The sequence below is a fragment of the Actinoalloteichus sp. AHMU CJ021 genome (assembly GCF_002895405.1).
In the GTDB taxonomy this organism is placed as follows: domain Bacteria; phylum Actinomycetota; class Actinomycetes; order Mycobacteriales; family Pseudonocardiaceae; genus Actinoalloteichus_B; species Actinoalloteichus_B caeruleus.
In genome coordinates, this window is record NZ_CP025990.1 from 3,778,286 (window position 1) to 3,793,246 (window position 14,961).

Sequence of the window (14,961 nt, forward strand, 5' to 3'; positions counted from 1 at the left end):
GTCGTACCGGGCACCGGCTAGTTTCCCGGGCGGAACCCGAGGAGCTGGAGGACGGCCATGACAGCGCCGATCATGAACGTGCGGTACGGCGAGGACTGGGACGCGGATGCCCGTGACCTGCTCGGGCCGCTGCGCACCGCGACCGCGCGGGCGCGGCACGAGGCCGGGACCCGGTACGCGGTGCTGCTGTCCAACGGGGACGCCCCGCAGGCCCTGCTCCAGGTGGGCGTGGCCGACCGCTACCTGGGCGTGTGGCTGTTCGACGGGCAGCGGCGCCGGGCGGCCCGCATCGAACTGCGGGAGATGCTGGAGGGGCGGCTCTTCCCGCTGGCGTTGGAGCACTGGGGTTACCAGGCCGAGGACCAGGCCGAGTTCGACCCGGGTGCCGCCCTCCACCGCGAACGGTACGACCACCGTGGCCGGGTGACGGTGCACCGGGAGCCGCGAGGCGCCGACGGACCCGCCAGCGAGACGGTGAACGTCATCGACGCCGACCCGTTGTGGAGGGACTTCCCCGAGTTCGGGGACTGGGTCCCCCTGCTGACCAGCCTCTCCGGCGCCTCCACTTCGACGTCCACCCCGCGTCCGACCCTTCGGGAGGCGGAGGACTCCGAGGTGGTGGAGACCCCGGTTCCGGCCGGGACCCGGTTGTGGGAGCCGCCGCGCCCCCTGCTGCCGGAGCGGCCGGATCGCCTCTTCGTCGAGGGCTGCCGGTCCGTGTTCCGCGACGGGCGGCCCGCGCTCAGCCGGGACCCGCTCGCGGCGGGGACGCTGGTGCTCCCGACCGGCCGGGTGGTGACCGCCGACCCGCATTCGGTGGAGGCGGACACCGATCCGCTGGTCGTGCGCCTGCCGAAGGGACGGCATCCGGTCGAACTCGCGCTGGTCGACACGGAGCGACCGGGAGAGGGACCGCTGGTGGCCGCCGCGCGCGTCCGGTGGGGTGGCGGTGTCCCGACGAGCTGGGAACCGGCGCTGCGCGCGGGCCAGGACCCGCTGGAACTGCGCGCGGGGGAGTTCTTCGGTTTCGGTGTGGACTCCGGGCTGGCCTGCCTCTGCGCGGCCGAGGCCACCGGATGGGCGGCACGCGTGGTCAGCGAGGACGCGGTCCCGCCGGTGGACGTGGAGAAGCCGGTCGAACTGGTGGACTCGTCGTCCGGGGGTTCGCTGGTGGTGTTCCGGGCCGGGGAGGGGGACGGCAGCTACCCGACGTGGCTGGGACGGGACGCGGAGGGCGCACCGTGCGCGCTGGTGGTCGACTTCCTCCTCGTCTCCACCGAGGACGAATAGCTCGCCGGGGGGCGCCTCGCGATGCCCCCTGGGACGCGGAGAACTGCCGTTCCCGGTGACCCTGCTGCCACTCCCCTGAGCCGGCGCGGGAGCGGACCGAGTAGAACGGGCAGCCGGTTGAGCGGGTGACGTACCAGCGCGACAACTCGGGTCCGCCGCCGACGGGGGGGAGGCGGGGATCGTCGACGGCGGACCGAGTTGGGGCGGTTCGGTGCCGGGCGGGGGGCGGCACGGCACCGAACCGCGTTCCGCACGACCCGGGGAGGCGTGAGGCGCGGGAGAGACGACGGGGACATCGTCTTCGCCGCCCCGGGTTGGCGGTGGTTCAGCTGAGGCAGCCCGAACGGGGCGCGGGAGCCGCGATCAACGGGGACAACCAGAGGTCGGGTGGGGGAAGTTCGAGCAGTTCGTTGAGGGTGTCGGCCAGGTGCCCGCCGCGCTGCCAGACGATGCCGCCCCGGCTGCCCGCCTGGTCGAGGACCATCCGGACGGCGACCGTGTCGGTCATGTCGTAGACGTAGACGGCGTCGAGGTACTGCTTCTCCCGCCGGTAGCCGACCACGCAGGACAGCTCACCGGCATCGTCGGTCATCAGCTCGAAATCCCAGCCGGCTTCCTTGATGAGCGCGAGACAGGAAAGCTCCGGATATTCGCGAAGCGCCTGCTCCCGGGTAATCGCCATGACCCCTCCTCGCCACCTCGACTTCGGCGCGACTCCGGACGGCGCTCCGGGTCGCTGCCGATCGCCTGGGGCGATGATGCCACACCGTGCACATTCTACCCAACTAGTTCATATTGTGCACCACATGAATTGGTTTCGGAAGCCATGAACGCCAGCCGAGGACAAACCGCGATGATCAGCGGAAATGGCGGGAGACACCGTCCCGAAAGTCGGTTTGCGTAGATAGTGCACAATAATTTGCCATCGAATTCCCAGGAAAGATCATCCAAGAGAGGGAGTGGCCGACGTGCTGAACGAAGACCGGCGACCCGTTTCGACAGGATCGCCGGCTGATTCCGCACCTCCTCCGGGAGCTAAGACCCTCGACACCGGACTGCGAATCCTGTGGGCCCTGCGAAACCACCCCGACGGCCTCACCCACGCCGAACTGACCAGGACGCTGGGCATCGAGCGCACCGCCGTCTACCGGCTCATCGGCACCCTCCAGTCGAACCGGCTGGTCACCCGGACCGAACGGGGCCGTTACCAACTCGCGCTCGGCGTCCTCGAACTCGGCACCGCCGTGCTGCCACACCTGCGGCGCGCGCTGGCCCCCGAGCTCCGGACCCTCGCCGAGAACTGCGGTGCCACCGCGTTCGTCACCGTGCTCGACGGCGAGACGAGCTGCGTCGTCGTCGCGGTCACCGAACCCTCGCGCACCTTCACCCACGTCGCCTACCGGGTCGGGACCCGGCACGAGGCGGGGCTCGGAGCCGCCGGCATGGCGATCCTGGCGGGGCGACCAGCCAAGCTCGACGAACGAGCGGAGGTCACCGCGGCGCGGGAACGGGGCTACTCGGTGACCAGCGGGGAGCTGCAACCGGGCGCCTGGGGACTCGCGGCCCCCATCGCTCCCTCCGACGGCCTCGCCGTGGCGAGCGTGGGCATCGTCTCGATCGGCACGCTGGCCGAGGCAGCGGTCGCCCCCGAGGTGCTCCGCGTCGCCAAACGGCTCGGACGCACGGTCACGGGGATCCGGGGGTGACTCTGGGCGGGTACCGGGCCCCGGAACCCACCCGAGTCGACACGGGGCGTGGACGACGCTTCACCCCGTCGGGTTCGCCTCGCCCCCGTACTCGTGACGGGCCACCACCCGCGCGGAGCAGGGCGGCCTGTCGGGGTTCGTCTGCCTCCCTCCCAGCGGAAACCTCCTCGTCCCCTGGAGGCGCGGCCGTCGTCGGCCCTCCACCGCGGGATCACGCAGGGTGATTCGTGGCGTCCCGTCCACATCGGCCAAAGGCTCCGACCGCAGGATTGACTTCACTGGCCAGGAGTCCAATCCTGGCATGATCAGCGATTCCGCCCGTCCGATCTCACGACCCAGTCCGGCTCGCCCTGTCCGGCCTGACCCAGTCCGGCTCGACCGAGACGGAAGACCCCAGCCCGAATGTGTCCGCCGACCCCACCCCGGTCAGCAGAACAGGAGCTGTTGTGGCTGTTCTCCCGCACGACGTCCTCGGTGACGGCCCGCACCACGTGCTGGCGCTGCACGGCTGGTTATCAGATCGGTCGGCCTTCGAGGCGATCACGCCGCAGCTGGACACCGACCGCTTCACCTGGGCGTTCATGGACTACCGGGGGTACGGCGAGGCGATGCGGATCGCCGGCGAGCACACGACTGCCGAGACCGCCTCCGACGTGCTCGCGGTCGCGGACTCGCTGGGGTGGCCGAACTTCTCCCTCGTCGGCCACTCCATGGGCGGGAAGGTGGCCGCGTCGGTGCTGGCCGAGTCGCCGGAGCGAGTACGCAAGATCGTCGGCGTGTCCCCCGTTCCCGCCTCGGGCGTACCCCTCGACGAGCGGACCTGGGAGTTGTTCTCGGGTGCGGCCGAGAGCGCGGCGAACCGCAGGGCGATCATCGACATGACCACCGGGGGCCGGTTGAGCGGGCGGTGGCTGGACGACATGGTCCGCCGCTCGCTGGACCGCTCGACGGTGACCGCCTTCGCGGAGTACCTGCGCGACTGGGCGCGCAACGACTTCCAGCAGAAGATCAGCGGTGACACCACTCCGATGCTGCTCATCGCGGGTGAGCACGATCCGGCGCTCAGCGCGGGGATGCTCCGGGACACCTGGGCACGTCACCACCCCAACGCGCGGGTGGAGCTGTTCCGCAACGCCGGGCACTACGCGATCGAGGAGGCGCCCCTGATCACGGTCACCCGGATCGAGGAGTTCCTCGCCAGCTGAGCCCGTCCGCGCTCCGGGGGAGCCGGGGCCGTGCGGCAGTGGGGCTCGCCGCACGGTCCACCGGCCGGCTCAGACCGGGTCGCGCTCGTCCGCCGTCGGCAACAGGGTGGACAGCCGCCGCAGGGACGCGTTCGCCAGCTCCGACGGCATGCCGCCGAAGTTGGTCAACGCCAGGAGGTGCCCCACGCCGAGCCCGCTGAGCTTCTCCACGCGCTCCCGCACCTCGTCCTGGTCGCCGAAGAGCACCAGGCCCGCGTCGGTGAGCTGGTCGTAACTGCGCCGGCTGCGGTGGTAGAGGCGGCTGTCGGTGTACTGCGCCAGCGCCGGCCCCACCTCGGATCGAACGTCGGGTCGGTCCCCGACGTAGGTGTGCAGGGCGACCGCGACCTCACCCCTGCCAGGCGCCCCGGACTCGGCGTACCCCCTGCGATAGCTGTCCACGATGGTCCCGAGGTCGCTGATATCGGTGGCCGTGGCGTAGGGGATCAGCATGACGTTCCGGCCCTGCCGCCCCACGTGGTACGCGGCCTCGGCCCGGATGACGGCCACCCACAACGGTGGCGGTGCGAGCGGGGTGACCGCGATCCGCACGTCGTCCACGTGGTGGTAGTGGCCGTGGTACGTCACCGGCTCCCCGGTCCACGCCTTCGTCAGGACCTCCAGCGCCTCGTCGAAGCGGACCCGCTTCTCCGAGTTCCCGATCCCGAAACCCGCGTACTCGTGCTCGAGGTACCCCGACCCCACACCCAGCGCCAACCGCCCGCCGGACAGCTGGTCCAGCATCGCGTACTCCTCGGCGAGGACCAGCGGGTTGTGGAAGGGCAACACCGCCACGGCCGCTCCCAGCCCGATGCGGTTCGTCCGCCGAGCGGCGGCGGCCAACAGCACCGGCGGCGAGGTCACGACCCCGTACTCGTGGAAGTGGTGTTCGGCCACGAAGTAGTTGGCGAAACCCAGTTGGTCCGCGAGCTCGATCTCGTCGAGCAGCTGATCGTAGAAATCGGAAATACTCCGGCCCAGGCTCGGATGGTGGTCGGTGACCGAGAAGATGCTCAGCTTCATTGCGGCGTGTCCTTTCCGGGCAGGGACGGCCTTCGACGTCGAGAAGCGGAAGAGTCGGCGGGGAACGGGAAGGGGCGCGGAGTCACGGGAACGACCACCGCCCCGGAACCGCCGATCGACGGCGGGGCTCCCCATCCCATGGTGGCGGGTGGAGCGCCCTGGTGTTCACTCGCCCTCCGGGGAGGCGGCTTTCTTCCGAGGCCACCTCCGGGCAGCTCCGGAGGAGAACTCCGAACGCCATGACCGGGTCCCGTGATCCGGCATGCCGACCACACTCTCCTGTTCACATAGTGCATGAGATAAGCACAATATGAACAGACAGTGCCGGCTGAACTTCGCACTGTCAATGGCTCCACCCGGTTCCCCACCCGCTTCGGCGGTTTCTCGCACGGCTGGGCAGCAGCGGGTGCCACGTTCCGCACAAGCCGTGATGGAGTGGGCGGTTCCTCCGGCCCCCGAGCCGCCTGGTTCACCCTTTCGCGGGGGATCTCCTCGCCGGATCAGGCACAATGCGATCGTGACCCATCCGAGTGGACCAGGGGGAAGGCCCACGCCGCGCCCGGCGGCCCCGCTGCTGCTCGCGCTCGCGGCGGCCACGGTGGCCGGTTGCACCAGCACCTCGCCGGGCAGCGCCGTCGCCGGTGGAACGCCCGCCGCCCCGCCTCCCCCCGAGCTCCCCCAGATCGCCGCCAGCGCGGACGTGAACGGCGTTCCCCCCGGAACCCCCACCGGTACCGGCCATCCCGACTACCCCGCGAGCAGCGCGTGCGACCTCTTCGTCGACGGCCTGGCCGAAGCGGCCGGCGTCAACGGGTTCGCGGTCCACGAGGAGAACGAACGCGGCCTGGGACTGTGCATCCTCGTCGACGGCACCACCCACCCCGGCCAGACCTGGGAACTCGGCGTGGTCGTCGACCCCCACCACGGGATCGCCAACGCCTACACCGGTGACGTGACCAGCATCGAGCCGACCACCGCCGACCCGTTCGACGCCAGGCTGCTGCGCTACGCCGACGGCATGTGCCGGATGGACATCGACGTCGCGGAGGACGCGACCGTCAGCCTCATGGTCGCCGTCGGCCGGACCGGGAGCGACCCGGCCCCCGAGGGCGAGGAGGACGAGGTGGCCCGCACGGACCAGGCCTGCTCGGTCGTGGCCGACATCAGCCCCGTCCTGGCCCACCACCTGCCCGCCAGGGCGGACGGCGACCAGGACGGGCCGACCACGCTCAGCGCAACCCCATCTCCCGGCTGATCAGCATCCGCTGCACCTCCGAGGTCCCCTCGCCGATCTCCAGGATCTTGGCGTCCCGGTAGAAGCGGCCCACCGGCGTCTCGTTCATGAAGCCGTACCCACCGAAGATCTGCGTCGCCTCCCGCGCGTTGTCCATCGCGGCGTTCGAACTCACCAGTTTGGCGATCGAGGCCTGCTTCTTGAACGACTCACCCCGCGACATGCGCGCGGCGGCGTCGTAGTAGGCCAGCCGCGCCGTGTGCGCGCGGGCCTCCATGTCAGCGATCTTGAACTGGATGGCCTGGTAGGAACCGATGTTCTTCCCGAAGGCCGTTCGCTCCCTCGCGTAGCGCAGGCTCTCGTCCACGCAGCCCTGCGCCAGGCCGACGCCCAGCGCGGCGATCGCGATCCTGCCCTCGTCCAGGATGCGCAGGAACTGGGCGTAGCCCCGCCCGCGCTCACCCAACAGGTTGGCCTCGGGGACGCGGCAGTCGGCGAAGGCGAGCTCGCAGGTGTTGGAGGCGTTCCACCCCACCTTCGAGTAGTGACCGGCTACCGTGAAGCCGGGAGTGCCCGAGGGCACGACGACCGCCGAGATCTCGTTGCCCGCCTCGGACCGGCCGGTCACCGCCGTGACCGTCACCAGGGAGGTGATGTCGGTCCCCGAGTTGGTGATGAACACCTTGGAGCCGTTCACCACCCACTCCCCGCCCTCCAGGCTGGCTCTGGTCCGGGTGGCCTGGGCGTCCGAACCGCCGTCCGACTCCGTCAGCCCGAACGCGGCCAGCCGACGACCGGAGCACAGGTCGGGGAGCCAGCGAAGGCGTTGGTCCTCGGTGCCGAACCGGTAGATCGGCATCGCGCCCAACGACACCCCCGCCTCCAGGGTGATGGCCACGGACGAGTCCACCCTGGCCAGCTCCTCCAGGGCCAGGCACAACGCGAAGTAGTCCCCGCCCATCCCCTCGTACTCCTCGGGGAAGGGCAGGCCGAACAGGCCCATCTCGCCCATGCCCCGGACGATGTCGTAGGGGAACTCCTCCCGCTCGTAGTACCCCGCGATCACCGGCGCCACGACGTCCCTGGCGAACTCGGCGACGGTGGCTCGCAGCTGCTCGTGTTCCTCGTCCAACCGGTAGTCGGGCATCGGCCGCTCCCCTGTCCTCGTGTGGTGGGTTGTCCCGTCACACCGGTCCGGGATCACCGGACGGTGCGGTCGCCGAGGTCGGGTCGACCACGGCGAGGTCCTCGTCGAGAGCCACTCGGCTGCCCGGCCGGACGAGCAGGGCCGCCACGCTCCCCGCTACCGGTGCCGTGACGGTGTGCTCCATCTTCATCGCCTCGACCACCAGCAGCTCCTGCCCGGCCACCACCTGGTCCCCCACGGCCACCCCCACGGTCAACACGGTTCCCGGCATGGGTGACCGCACCTGCCCGTCCGCCGTGGTCGCCGCCGGGGAGGACACCGCGGCCAACGGCTCGCGCTCCACCAGTTCCCAGGTGCCGCCCGCCCAGGCGAGCCACCGCCTGCCCCCCTCCCGCGCCACGGTGTACACCCGGGTCCGGCCGTCCACCCGCACGGTCAGCTCGGTGCCGTCGAGCCGCGCGCCACCCCGCACCGGGTCAGCCCCGCCCACCGACACCGCCGCGTCCTCGGCCCCACCCGTGACGAGGACGCGGTGCGCGGGCCGCCCCGGTTCCCCGAGCCACCAGGGCGTCGCCGCCGGACCACCCCAGCGCCAGCCGTCGGGCAGGGCGAACCTGCTGGCCACCGGACCGGCCGGTTCCCGGTCGAGCTGGCACCACAGGGCGCCCGCGACCAGCACCTCGCCCGGTGGATCAGTGGTCGGCAGGCGCTCCCCCTCGACGAAGCGCTCCACCAGCCCGGTGGACAACCGACCGGCCACCACGTCGGCGTCCCGGAGCAGTGCCCGGAGGAAGGGGACATTGGTCCGGACGCCGAGCACGGTGTGCTCGCCGAGCGCCCGGTCGAGCCGGCTCAGGGCCTCGCGGCGGTTCGGTGCCCACGCCACGACCTTCGCCAACATGGGGTCGTACCCGGTGCCGACGTCGACCCCGGTCGCGATGCCCGAGTCCACCCGCACGTGCTCGCCCCCCGGTTCCCGGAGCACCCGCACCCGCCCCCCCGTGGGCAGGAACCCCCGGGCCGGGTCCTCCGCGTACACCCGGGCCTCCACGGCGTGCCCGCTCGTGCCCAGCGCCGCCCGCACCGCCTCCTCCGCCTCAGGACCCCGGCCGTCCGTCGCCACCCCGAGCAGCCCGGGCAGACCGGCACCGTCGGCGACCCCGAGCTGCAGGGCCACCAGGTCCACCCCCCGACGCCCCTCCACCGTGGTCACCAGCTCGGTCACCGGGTGCTCCACCTGGAGGCGGGTGTTCATCTCCAGGAAGAAGAACTCGTCGGGCCGGTCGCCACCGACGATGAACTCCACGGTGCCGGCGCCCACGTAGTCGACGGCGCGGGCGACCCGGACCGCGGCCTCGCCCATCGCGGCCCGGGTCACGTCGCTCAGCACCGGCGAGGGAGCCTCCTCCACGATCTTCTGGTGTCTCCGTTGGAGGCTGCACTCCCGCTCCCCCAGGTGGACCAGGCAACCGGCGGAGTCCCCGATCACCTGGATCTCCACGTGCCGGGGGTTCTCGACATACCGCTCGGCCAGCAGGGTCCCGTCCCCGAAGGCCGCCACCGCCTCCCGACGCGCGCTCCGCACGGCCGAGGGCAGCTCGGTGAGGTCGCGGACCAGCCGCATGCCCTTGCCTCCCCCACCCGCCGAGGGCTTGAGCAGGATCGGGAGCCCGACGCGCCCCACCGCCGCCCGCCACTCCTGGTCGGTCAGGGGGGCGGCTGGGTCCTCGGCGACCCCGGGGAGCACCGGCACCCCGGCGGCCGCCACGGCGGCCTTCGCGCGGATCTTGTCCCCCATCGTGTCGATGGCGTCCGGGGAAGGACCGACGAAGACCAGCCCGGCACGACGGCACTCCGAGGCGAACCCGGCGTTCTCGGCGAGGAACCCGTAGCCGGGGTGCACGGCGCCGGCCCCGCTCCGGCGGGCGGCGGCGAGCACCGCGTCCACGTCCAGGTAGGTGGCCGGGCCGCCGTCCCCGCTGGTGAGGGCGACGGCCTCGTCGGCCGCCCCCACGTGCGGGGCCTCGGCGTCCTCCTCGGTGTGCACCGCGACCGCCCGCCGACCGGTCGCCCGCAGGGTGCGGATCACCCGCACCGCGATCTCTCCCCGGTTGGCCACCAGCACGGTGTCCGTCACTCGCACGTCAGGTCCTCCCTGCTCACAACGGCGGCCCCGGCACTCGCCAGGAACCGGTGGCGCCGGCCGGCCGGTCACATCCGGAAGACGCCGTAGCTCACCGGCGCCAGCGGCGCGTTCGCGGCGGCCGACAGCCCGAGTGCCAAGGCGGTCCTGGTGTCGGCCGGGTCGATCACCCCGTCGTCCCACAACCGCGCCGTGGAGTAGTAGGGGCTGCCCTGCTCCTCGTACTGCGCCCGGATCGGCGCGCGGAAAGCCTCCTCGTCGGCCGAGGACCACTCCTGACCCCGGGACTCGAGCTGGTCGCGGCGAACCGTGGCGAGCACGGAGGCGGCCTGCTCACCGCCCATCACCGAGATCCGCGCGTTGGGCCACATCCAGAGGAAGCGGGGGGAGTAGGCGCGCCCGCACATGCTGTAGTTCCCGGCGCCGAACGAACCACCGATGACGACGGTGAGCTTCGGGACCCGGGCACAGGCCACGGCGGTGACCATCTTGGCACCGTGCTTGGCGATGCCACCGGCCTCGTACTCGCGGCCCACCATGAAGCCGCTGATGTTCTGGAGGAAGACCAGGGGGATCCCCCGCCGGTCGCAGAGCTGGACGAAGTGGGCGCCCTTGAGCGCGGACTCCGAGAACAGCACCCCGTTGTTGGCGATGATGCCGACCGGGTGCCCGTGCAGCCGGGCGAAGCCGGTGACCAGGGTTGGTCCGTAGTCCGCCTTGAACTCGGCGAACTCGCTGCGGTCGACCAGCCGGGCGATGACCTCCCGGACGTCGTAGGGGACACGCGGGTCGACCGGGACCATGCCGTAGAGGTCGTCCGGGTCCACGGCCGGCGGTTCGGGCGGCCGGGTGTCCCACGGTGGCGGCGACGCCGGACCGAGGGTGTCCACCACGCCCCGCAGCAACCGCAGCGCGTGGGCGTCGTCCACCGCGAGGTGGTCGGTGACCCCGGAGACCCGGGCGTGCAGGTCGCCGCCGCCGAGGTCCTCGGCGCTGACCTCCTCGCCGGTGGCCGCCTTCACCAGGGGCGGCCCCCCGAGGAAGATCGTGCCCTGGTTCCGAACGATGACGGTCTGGTCGCTCATCGCCGGTACGTACGCCCCGCCCGCGGTGCAGGAACCCATGACCGCGGACAGCTGCGGGATGCCCAGCGCGGACATGGTCGCCTGGTTGTAGAAGATCCGCCCGAAGTGCTCGCGGTCGGGGAACACCTCGTCCTGGGCGGGCAGGAACGCGCCACCGGAGTCCACGAGGTAGAGGCAGGGCAGGTGGTTGTGCAGCGCGACCTCCTGCGCCCGGAGGTGCTTCTTCACCGACATCGGGTAGTAGGTGCCGCCCTTGACCGTCGCGTCGTTGGCGACGATCACGCAGTCGCGGCCCGAGACCCGCCCCACACCGGTGATGACCCCGGCCGCCGGCGCCGCGCCCTCGTACAACCCGTGGGCCGCCAGCGGTGACAGTTCGAGGAACGGCGAACCCGGGTCCAGCAGTGCGTTCACCCGCTCACGTGGCAGGAGCTTGCCCCGGGCCAGGTGGCGTTCCCGCGCGCTCTCCGGGCCGCCGAGGGCCGCGGCGGCCCGCCGGTCGTCGAGTTCGGCGACCAGGGCGAGGTGCGCGTCCCTGTTGCGCCGGTAGGACGCGGCGGCGCGGTCGCAGGTGCTGCGCAGGACGTCGATGTCCGTCACTCCCAGCCTCCCGATCCTCGACGGGGGACCGCCGACGACGTTAATGAGCGTTAACCCGGGCTCCCGCGAATGTTAATGCTCGTTAACACCCTCGTCTACCCTGGGCGGGTGGACCACGACGACTCCGAGGCGGAACGCCGGACACCGCCGCCGGCACGCCGTGCGAGCAGCCGCCGCGAGGCCATCCTGGCGGCCGCGGCCCCGCTCTTCGCCGAACGCGGGTTCCTCGGGGTCTCCATGGAGGACCTCGGCAAGGCGGTCGGGGTGTCAGGCCCCGCCCTCTACCGGCACTTCCGCAACAAGGAGTCGGTCCTGAGCGAGATGCTGCTCGACATCAGCCACCGGCTGCTCGACGAGGGGCGCCGCCGGGTCGCGGGCGCCACCTCACCCCAGGACGCCCTCACCACGCTGCTCACCTGGCACGTGGAGTTCGCCCTGGCCCAACCCGCCCTGATCCGGGTCCACGACCGCGAACTCCACAGCGTCCCCGCCGCCGACCGCCGCCGGATCCGGGCGGCGCAACGCCGCTACGTGGAGGAGTGGGTCGACGTCCTGACCCGGCTCGCCCCCGGGGCGCCCTCCGAACGGCTCCGCGCCGCCACCCACGCGGTCTTCGGGCTGCTCAACTCCACTCCGCACAGCGCGAACGGCGTCGACACGACCACGATGGCCCTCCTGCTGCGCCGCATGGCCGAGGCGGCACTCGCCGAGGCCATCGCCACCGGCGGGGAAGCATCCTGACAGCTGGATCCGCACACCGCTCCAGCCCCGGTCACCCGGTTCCGCCGGAGGGCGGGACGCCTCGGCGCGTCGCGCCCCCGCCACGCCCAGCTCGTTAACTAGAACAGGTCATTTTCCTCGCTCGAACGAGGGTTTTCTCCGCATCGAACTTCAACGGCCCCGGGAACGACGTCGATCATGCTCGGGTGCGGTGGCGGCCCGCACGAGGTGAGTGCCCCACTCAAACCGTTGCCGACCAAGGAGCGCGCTGGCGCCGCGACCACCGCAGAGCGCCGGCAGTCGGTCCGTCCGGTCCGGGCCCCACCACCCCAGCACTCGCGACGACACCGAGGAGAAACCCCCCTTGTCTTCCAGGACCTCGCGCACTCTGAAGGCCGCGGTGATGGCGGCCGGCCTCGCCGCGGCGGGCGCCGGCACCGGAGCCGCCGCCGCGGCCGAGCACACCGACGGGACGACGGACCTTCCCTACGTCCCCAAGGAGCTCGGCGTGGAGGTGCCGCTGAACACCTGCGGCCCGCTCGTCTACCACCCCTTCGGCACCGAGGTCGTTCCCTGCCTCGACACCGAGGCCAAGCTCAGCGTGCCCAACGTCCTCACGGCGCCGGGCCACGCCGTCGAGGCGATCGCGCACGGCCTCGCGCGGGACGCCCAGTCCCCCCAGTCCCCGCTCGAGCCAGGGGCCACCTCGGCGTTCACCACGGCGATCGGCGAGCAGCTCAACGAACTCTCCGGCCTGACCCGCACCAGGCCGGACATCGAGGTCGGTGTCGCCCCGCAGAACATCGGCCTGCTGGAGGACACCAAGTCCGAGAAGCTCGTCCACGCCCACGTGTGGGAGCGCCCCGAGGTGCACTCGGGTTTCTCCGCCGTGGACACGGCGGTCGAGGTGACGGCCGTCGAGGGCTACAACCTCGACCCCGAGCTGAACCTGAACCCGGTCACCCAGCAGGTGGGGCAGGCCACCCAGCAGCTCCAGGTCCACCGCCTCCTCTCCACCCCACCGGTGCGGGAGCTGCCGGTGGTGGGCCCCGCCGCGGACCGGGTCGTCTCGGGTGGCGGCGAGACGCTGCGCAGCACGGCCTCCGGGCTGGGCGAGACCGCTGGCCAGGCCCGGCGGAACCTGTCCGAGCTGGACGCGGCCGGGACCCTGGGGGAGACGGCGGGAGCGCTGCGCGGAGTAGCGGACGCGGCCGGAGCCCACGTGAGCGGAACGGCGCCCGCCGCGAGGGGCCTCGTCGACCGCCTTCCGGGCGCCGACCGCTTCGACGTGCCGCAGGACGGCCTCGCCGGGCTGGCATCGGCCGCTCGCCAGGAGCAGACGCCAGGCGAGGCCGACGAGCCGTCCACCCCCATGACCAGCACCGTCACCACCCTGTCCGACAACCTCTCCGGGGTTCTCGACCTCCTCCCCGGCCAGGAGGAGGCCCCAGGTGACGGCGGGACGCAGGCCGGCGGCGACACGAACGCCCGCATCCTGCCGGACCTGAGGCTGCCCGACCTCGGACTGCCCAGGTTGCCCGGTCAGACGCCAGCCGCCACCGCGGACCAGCAGGTCTCCGAGATCCCGCACTCCGTGGTGGAGAACGGAACGGCCGCCACCGGCCGCCTGCTCTCCGGGGTCGACCTGCCGGAACTCGCCTCCAGCCTCCCCGTGGGCGAGGCCGCGACGACGGAGCGGCTGCTGCCCGACCGCACCCTCCCGACGCTGCCCCTCCGGACCGAGCGGTCGCCCGAGACGCCGCAGACCCTGCCAGCACCGGCGGACCAGCCCCAGGCGGCGGCCGGGGGCGCCGAGGCCGCGCAGGACCCGGCCGAGCGGCCGCAGGTGCTGCCCGCCGCGGCGGACACGCAGCACAACGAGTCCTCCGGGGTGCTCGGCACCGCCCAGAACGTCCTGTCCCACGCGGCCGGATTCGCTCCGATGACGGGAACGCTGCCGCTCGACTGAATCACACGCGGAAACCACCGGGCGAAGGGCGAATAGGCCCTTCGCCCGGTTGGTGCTGCCCGCACCACATTCCCGGGTACGCCTTTTACCAAGCACCTCCCAGCCAGGAGGCCACCGTGGGAAAAATACCAAGATTCACTCTTTCAGGTACAGAACCCACAATTCTGCCGGACGGGGATGAATTACCGGTCGAAGTTGGGGCAGAATCCCCCCAGCGCCTCAGCGGGAGCCCTCCCCAGAGACGCTGCCAGACACTCACACGTAATTCCTGAAGGAAGGCACACCAGTGCGTACCTCGACTCGTATTGCAGGCGCCACCGCGGCGGCAACGCTCGGTGCTCTCGCCTTCAGCGCCCCCGCGTTCGCGGACGCCGCGGGCAACGACGGCATCAACGCCGTCAACGACAACAACATCAGCGCCGTGCCGATCCAGGCCTGCGGAAACAACATCGCCGCCGTGATCGGCGTCATCGTCCCGCTGGTCTCCCCGCAGATCAGCGACTGCACCAACGCCCCGATCCTCGACCACAACAAGGTCGAGGTCGAGGTCGAGCACGGCAAGTGACACAACCCGGCCGAGGCGAGACGCCCCGGATCAGCTGACTCAGCCGGCTGACCGACAACGCCGTCTTCCGTAAGGCCCCGGTGGGAGCTTTCCGCCGGAAATGCGCGTCACCGTTACTGCGCTTCCGACGAAAGAAACGCTGCCGCCACCCCAAAGCAACTCCTGTCGTGCGCGGCCGGCCGTCAATCACACGGCCGGCCGCGCACCGGGAGCTCCCGGCTCTCGCCCACTCCGG

12 protein-coding genes are annotated in these 14,961 nt (G+C 71.8%); 7 read left to right on the top strand and 5 right to left on the bottom strand.

Translation table 11 applies throughout. The features are described 5' to 3' along the window. Positions 1 to 57 precede the first annotated feature (57 nt). On the top strand, positions 58 to 1,290 hold the full coding sequence (locus C1701_RS16385) for a DUF4241 domain-containing protein (RefSeq protein WP_103056169.1): 1,233 nt from the start codon (positions 58 to 60) through the stop codon (positions 1,288 to 1,290). A gap of 325 nt (positions 1,291 to 1,615) precedes the next feature. Here C1701_RS16385 and C1701_RS16390 read toward each other — a convergent pair whose 3' ends face one another. Then, complete coding sequence (locus C1701_RS16390; protein ID WP_155886150.1) at positions 1,616 to 1,972, bottom strand: hypothetical protein; 357 nt, start codon at positions 1,970 to 1,972, stop codon at positions 1,616 to 1,618. 286 nt (positions 1,973 to 2,258) lie between these two features. Between C1701_RS16390 and C1701_RS16395 the strand changes: the two genes are divergently transcribed. Beyond that, positions 2,259 to 2,996, top strand: coding sequence for an IclR family transcriptional regulator (locus C1701_RS16395; protein WP_245588826.1), 738 nt, complete (start codon positions 2,259 to 2,261; stop codon positions 2,994 to 2,996). Positions 2,997 to 3,442: 446 nt separating this feature from the next. Beyond that, complete coding sequence (locus tag C1701_RS16400) at positions 3,443 to 4,201, top strand: alpha/beta fold hydrolase (protein ID WP_026419099.1); 759 nt, start codon at positions 3,443 to 3,445, stop codon at positions 4,199 to 4,201. Positions 4,202 to 4,270: 69 nt separating this feature from the next. Here the strand turns inward: C1701_RS16400 and C1701_RS16405 are convergent, their stop codons facing one another. Then, positions 4,271 to 5,263 carry an LLM class flavin-dependent oxidoreductase gene (locus C1701_RS16405; RefSeq protein ID WP_035292205.1) on the bottom strand — a complete coding sequence of 331 codons (993 nt, stop codon included), beginning with the start codon at positions 5,261 to 5,263 and terminating at the stop codon, positions 4,271 to 4,273. 517 nt (positions 5,264 to 5,780) lie between these two features. Here C1701_RS16405 and C1701_RS16410 point away from each other — a divergent pair. Then, positions 5,781 to 6,518, top strand: a complete 738-nt coding sequence (locus C1701_RS16410) for a hypothetical protein (protein WP_026419100.1) — start codon at positions 5,781 to 5,783, stop codon at positions 6,516 to 6,518. Here C1701_RS16410 and C1701_RS16415 read toward each other — a convergent pair. From C1701_RS16415 to C1701_RS16425, 3 genes are all read right to left on the bottom strand, one after another. Next, positions 6,493 to 7,644, bottom strand: a complete 1,152-nt coding sequence (locus C1701_RS16415; protein ID WP_026419101.1) for an acyl-CoA dehydrogenase family protein — start codon at positions 7,642 to 7,644, stop codon at positions 6,493 to 6,495. The two genes, C1701_RS16410 and C1701_RS16415, sit on opposite strands and share 26 nt — an antisense overlap. 37 nt (positions 7,645 to 7,681) lie before the next feature. Further along, on the bottom strand, positions 7,682 to 9,781 hold the full coding sequence (locus tag C1701_RS16420) for an ATP-binding protein (protein ID WP_026419102.1): 2,100 nt from the start codon (positions 9,779 to 9,781) through the stop codon (positions 7,682 to 7,684). 74 nt (positions 9,782 to 9,855) lie between these two features. After that, complete coding sequence (locus C1701_RS16425; protein WP_026419103.1) at positions 9,856 to 11,454, bottom strand: carboxyl transferase domain-containing protein; 1,599 nt, start codon at positions 11,452 to 11,454, stop codon at positions 9,856 to 9,858. 126 nt (positions 11,455 to 11,580) lie between these two features. Here C1701_RS16425 and C1701_RS16430 point away from each other — a divergent pair, with 126 nt between their 5' ends. From C1701_RS16430 to C1701_RS16440, 3 genes are all read left to right on the top strand, one after another. Then, on the top strand, positions 11,581 to 12,213 hold the full coding sequence (locus tag C1701_RS16430) for an SACE_7040 family transcriptional regulator (RefSeq protein ID WP_245588827.1): 633 nt from the start codon (positions 11,581 to 11,583) through the stop codon (positions 12,211 to 12,213). A 343-nt stretch (positions 12,214 to 12,556) separates the two neighbouring features. Continuing rightward, positions 12,557 to 14,161 (top strand): hypothetical protein, encoded by a 1,605-nt coding sequence (locus tag C1701_RS16435; RefSeq protein WP_155886151.1) that lies wholly within the window; start codon positions 12,557 to 12,559, stop codon positions 14,159 to 14,161. 286 nt (positions 14,162 to 14,447) lie between these two features. After that, positions 14,448 to 14,726, top strand: coding sequence for a hypothetical protein (locus C1701_RS16440; protein ID WP_026419106.1), 279 nt, complete (start codon positions 14,448 to 14,450; stop codon positions 14,724 to 14,726). Positions 14,727 to 14,961 lie beyond the last annotated feature (235 nt).